The following is a 2149-nucleotide window of genomic DNA, read 5'->3' on the forward strand; positions in this document are numbered from 1 at the left end:
GCTCAACCAAAAAACGTGATCATTGGTCACTTCATTACGGCATCTATCGGTATTGCGTTTAGTCAATACGTTGAGATCACGCCAATCACCCTCGCGATTGCGACTGGGTTAGGTGTGTCAGCGATGCTGATTACGAAGACAACGCATCCACCTGCGGGCGCAAATCCTATCTTGATCATGGCATCTGGGCAGGGGTGGAGCTTTCTGTTCACGCCAGTACTGATCGGCGCGGTGGTGATTGTGCTGGTTGGTAAGGCTTTGCAGTTGCTACAGAGTCAGTACTTAAACCCTCGTTTGAACGGTCAAAAGACCTAAGTGGATTGCAAGTAAGGCCGTATTGGGGGATGACCTCTTTTGCGGCTTTTCCCTTTCGTGGATGCTTAAAAATAAAATCTGATTCTCTCTTGGTATTCAGTCGTATACATAAAGATGATAGCTAAATTGGTATACCGCGATGAATAGATTTCACCCAAAGAAACTATTGCACAGCAAATGGACTGCGACGTCACCTAAAAATAAAGAGAAGCACTTTGTGGTAACTGAAATGGAACTGGATGAAGACGGCAATGTTGTGAAATGTGTCATTGAAGCCGTTATGAGTAAACGTGAGCAAGAGATGAACTGGCAAGATCTGAAAGACCCAGAGTTATGGCGGCAGGGTTGGAAGTAATTTGGGTTTTGCAGTAGATGAATCAAGCAAAAACGGTTGAGGTAGATAGGCAAAACCGGTGTGGTCTGATACGTTGAGAAATTCGTTTTTCAGCCTATTTAAAGGACGACTCATGATCGACTTCGATAACTCCTCTGTGTTCAAGCTTAAGCCTATTGACGTTTCCAAAGTCAGAGATGATTTCCACAAATTTTTGATTGATGGTGAGACCATTTTCGCCGCTTTTAAAACCGTTCGTGACCAAGTGGTGTTTACCAACAAACGAGTGATTGCGGCGAATGTGCAAGGGATTACGGGCTCAAAAGTGGATTACACGTCGCTGCCTTACAGTAAGATCAATGCATTCTCTATTGAGACTTCCGGCACGTTTGATCTCGATTGCGAAATTGAGTTTTTCTTAAGTGAAGTGGGACGAGTTCGGTTTGAAATTAAAGGCTCATTTGACCTTGTTGCGTTCAATCGTATGATCAGTGAACGCGTGCTTGATTAGGTTATGGGGCTCTTAAACCAGAAAAAAAAAGTAAAGGAAGCAGACAAAAGCGAGCAACGTTGCTGATAACACTGGGTAGATGATGTATGAGTCTTGTTTGTTGGTTCGTTGAAAACACAACGACACAAGCAGAACATTGTAAACCACGAGCAGCAGGCTGATCATGGTGCCACTGTTTAGGTTGAGGCTAGAGAGTTGGGTAAGAAAAAACGCCAATAATAAATAGTCGAAGATGATTAGCCATAAAAAGGCTTTCTTCAACATATCACGTCTTTTTGTGTCGGGCATTGGCTCGTGCATATTGAACTCTACTAAAAGTCACGGCAATTGGATTAGGGATTAAAAAGGTCACCAGCTGGGCGAGGTGACCTTTGTGGTTTATGGCGTTGACAAGCGTTATAGTGCTTGGATTTTCGCTTCTTGTTTTTCTGAGTCCGCCGAGTAACGGATCACTTCTTGTCGAATAACGGGTTGGTTAAATTCAGCTTTTTGTTTCGCTTTTTGCAGCTCGCTGTCATCTTGATTGCCAAATAAGGTCTCAAGCACTTTTGCTGCTGGTGTTGTCAGAATAAACAGTTCGATTCGACGGTTTTCGCTTGAATCTGGCTCATCTGGGTTCAGCAACGCTCGATCTGACATGCCAGTAACTTGCATGACGCGATCATCAGGCATTCCGCCTTCAACCAGCGTTTTTCTCGCCACATCAGCACGTGATGCCGATAGCGCCCAGTTCGACTGACGACCAAAACGTTTCTTAAACGGAATCGCATCGGTATGACCACTGATGATCAATGGGTTGGTTACTTGCTCGAAAAGAGGGGCAAGTGCCAACAGTAAATCTTCAAAAAATGGCGTAAGCTCGGCTCCACCACGACTGAACATGTGCTGTTTGTAATCGTCTTGCAACACGATACGCAAGCCTTGTGGTGTCACAGTCACGTTGACGTTTCCTTGCGCGTTGATCTGCGCGGTCATCTCTTCGATAACTT

At 44.7% G+C, this 2149-nt stretch carries 5 protein-coding genes; 3 read left to right on the plus strand and 2 right to left on the minus strand.

The features are described from left to right. The 3 genes from R8N28_RS23775 to R8N28_RS23785 all read left to right on the plus strand — a co-directional run. Positions 1 to 315 (plus strand): HPP family protein (locus tag R8N28_RS23775; RefSeq protein ID WP_318183496.1); only part of this gene is annotated, 315 nt, incomplete at its 5' end. 139 nt (positions 316 to 454) lie between these two features. Beyond that, positions 455 to 670 carry a TIGR02450 family Trp-rich protein gene (locus tag R8N28_RS23780; protein WP_140082563.1) on the plus strand — a complete coding sequence of 72 codons (216 nt, stop codon included), beginning with the start codon at positions 455 to 457 and terminating at the stop codon, positions 668 to 670. A gap of 112 nt (positions 671 to 782) precedes the next feature. Next, complete coding sequence (locus R8N28_RS23785) at positions 783 to 1160, plus strand: PH domain-containing protein (protein ID WP_005499881.1); 378 nt, start codon at positions 783 to 785, stop codon at positions 1158 to 1160. A 12-nt stretch (positions 1161 to 1172) separates the two neighbouring features. Here R8N28_RS23785 and R8N28_RS23790 read toward each other — a convergent pair whose 3' ends face one another. Then, entirely contained in the window at positions 1173 to 1460 is a 288-nt protein-coding gene (locus R8N28_RS23790; RefSeq protein WP_005499880.1) for a hypothetical protein, read from the minus strand. Positions 1461 to 1556: 96 nt separating this feature from the next. Further along, the coding region (locus R8N28_RS23795; RefSeq protein ID WP_318183497.1) for an OmpA family protein at positions 1557 to 2149 on the minus strand (593 nt) is incomplete at its 5' end.

The sequence above is a fragment of the Vibrio sp. Vb1554 genome (genome assembly GCF_033344235.1).